Genomic DNA, 2,818 nt, shown 5'->3' on the forward strand with positions numbered 1-2,818 from the left:
ACGGCGCGTATCTTATCAGCTGGTTGGTTGGTGTCAACAGCTTTTTATCATTTGTTCGCTGAAACCTTCGTTAACTCAATTGCTTATCTTATCGGTAGATGGGTTGTACAACCTGCAGTTCTGTCTGGATACGAGCAATCAGTCTGGGTGATGCGGAGATATCCATCAGTTCGCCATCCAGCGCCGGGTTGGCATTGATGCCGAGGCTTTTAGCCAGTTGTGTGTGTGCCTGTTCGTGAAAAGCCTCACCATGCATGGCCAGCAGGTGGGTTGGTTTCAGCCAGGCATAGAGCTGGCGCAGTTCATCCTGTGCCGGGTGTCCGGATGCATGAATCACGCCATGCTCTTCTGTGAAAATCTCTATGCCGCGCTGTTGCAACTGCTGCACCAGTTGTTCCACTGCTTCTTCATTGCCGGGAATGGTTTTGGAAGAGAAGACCACATGATCTCCGGCTTCCAGTTCCAGAAAGCGGTGTCTGCCTGCTGCCATCTGGGCAAGCGCTGCACCGGGTTCGCCCTGGCTGCCAGTACAGATCAGCAGCTGCTCGTTTCTGGGCAGGTAACCCAGATCTGTGACTGCTATCTGAGGTGGAAAATCGGGCAGGTAACCCAGTTTATTGCCTATGCCGTGCACGCGGTTCATGCTGAAACCGAGCAGTGCCAGATGGCGGCCTGTTTGACGTGCCACACTGCCCAGGCTGCTGATGCGTGCCAGATTGCTGGCAAAGCAGGTGACCAGTACCCGATTGGGCAGGGATTGAATCAGTTGCAGTAAACCCTCCTGCACCTCTTTCTCAGACTGGCTATGGCCTGCTTTGGGGGCGTTGGTTGAGTCTCCGACCACCAGATCCACACCGGACTGTCCGATCTCCTGCAGGCGCTTTATGGCAGTCAGCTGCCCCAGTACCGGTGCAGGGTCGAGCTTCCAGTCACCGGTATGGTAAATCTGGCGACCGGCTACTTGTAAATAGATGCCGTGAGCTTCCGGTATCGAGTGGGTCACGGGTATCCATTCAGCCGTAAAAGGACCAAAAGCATAAGGTCGCAATGGGTTGATGAGATTGATGGCTGCGGGCAGGTTTTCCGGCTTGATGCGTGAGCGGATCAACTCTGCGGCAAAGGGTGAAGCATAAACGGGGCAATCGAGTTGTTTCCACAGGTAGGGCAGGGCGCCGATATGATCTTCATGCCCGTGGGTGATCAGGATAGCCTGTACTCTTATACCGTTATCTTCAAGAAAGTTGATGTCAGGAATCAGAATCGCTGCTGTGCCAGCCGGAGTGTTCTGAAACCCCTGTCCACAATCAACGGCGATCCAGTAACCACCGCTGGCGTAGAGATAAAAATTGGCACCTATCTCACCCGCGCCACCCAGGGGAAGAAAAAAGGGGCCGGTTGCCTGATGGAGTGTGTGTTGATCTGGAGACTGCACGCTTGTTCCTGAGTTTCTGAATGACTGGAAAGTTGTCCATCTTACTGGTTAGGGGCGATTGCGCCCAGCCTTGTGCTGATTTCGACTTGACATAAGTGCTGTACATAAATATATACTGTACAAAACAACATGCTTTTGATGAGGCTTATATTATGTCTGCTGAATCAGTTACAGGTCTGTCACTCCAGCGTGGCACTGCAGATCAACGTTGGGTTGCACTGGTTGATGTGAATAATTTTTATGTCAGCTGTGAGCGGGCTTTTGCACCGCGACTGAAAGGTCGTCCCATTGCGGTCTTGTCGAATAACGATGGTTGTGTGATTGCCCGTAGTGAAGAGTTAAAAGCGCTGGGTGTTGAGATGGGTACACCAACCTGGAAACTGACTCATCTGGTGCGGCGTTATCGTGCAGTGCTGATGAGTTCCAATTTTCCCCTGTATGCCGATATGAGCCGCCGAGTGAATGACGTGCTGAGCCGTTTTTCGGATGATGTCGACCCTTATTCGATTGATGAGTCTTTTGTTCACTTGCCCGGATTTTTTACCAGCACCCTGCGTGAGCTGGGGCAGGAAATAGAACAAGCCATTATGCGGGAAACTCATTTACCGGTTGGTGTAGGTATTGCAGCAACACCGACTCTGGCAAAGCTGGCAAACAGGGAAGCCAAAAAACGCGCAGATGGTCAGCGAGTTGTACTGCTGGAAAGTGACTCGGAAGTCACCTGTCAGCTGTTAAAAAACACACCCGTGAAGGTGATCTGGGGTGTTGGTGCTCGTCTGGCGGAGCGTCTGGAGCAGATGGGTATCATCAATGCCTGGCAGCTACGCGAGGCACCGGATGCGCTGATCAAAAAGAAATTCTCCATCACCTTGCTTAAAACCAAGCTGGAGCTGCAGGGTATCTACTGTCGCCGTAAAGAACAACAGGCTCAGCCACGCCAGCAGCTGCGAGTGTCACGCTCGTTTGGCAAAGCCTCAGGAGACTTTATTGATCTAACCGAGGCGGTGCGTGCCCATGTTAATCGGGCGGGTGAACGATTACGTTCGCAGAAGAGCCAAGCACGCGTGATTTCAGTGTTTTTGCGCACTAATCCTTTTGATCAGGATCAGCCACAACACAGTGATGCCATGGTCTGGGTGTTTGATCAGCCTACAGCGGATACCTCCGAGCTGCTTCATGCCGCGCAGAAGTTGTTACGGCGTATCTGGCGGGCAGGACATCGTTACCACAAAGCTGGTGTGCAGCTGATGGATCTGACCAGCCAGGGTTCAGAGCAGTTATCCTTGCTGGATAGCACAGATAAAACGGCACGTAGGCTACGCAGTGAACGGCTGATGCAGGTGATGGATGAAATCAATCAACAGCAGGGGCGTAATACGCTGGTTA

The 2,818-nt window shown here is 52.4% G+C and carries 2 protein-coding genes; one reads left to right on the forward strand and one right to left on the reverse strand.

Annotation, left to right across the window (positions count from 1 at the left end):
• Positions 1 to 88: 88 nt before the first annotated feature.
• Entirely contained in the window at positions 89 to 1,432 is a 1,344-nt protein-coding gene (locus tag IBX50_RS19355) for a ribonuclease J (RefSeq protein WP_292258035.1), read from the reverse strand.
• Between the two features lie 152 nt (positions 1,433 to 1,584).
• On the opposite strand from IBX50_RS19355, the gene IBX50_RS19360 reads away from it, so the two are divergent.
• Positions 1,585 to 2,818 (forward strand): Y-family DNA polymerase (locus tag IBX50_RS19360; RefSeq protein WP_292258036.1); only part of this gene is annotated, 1,234 nt, incomplete at its 3' end.

Source organism: Marinospirillum sp., assembly GCF_014859565.1.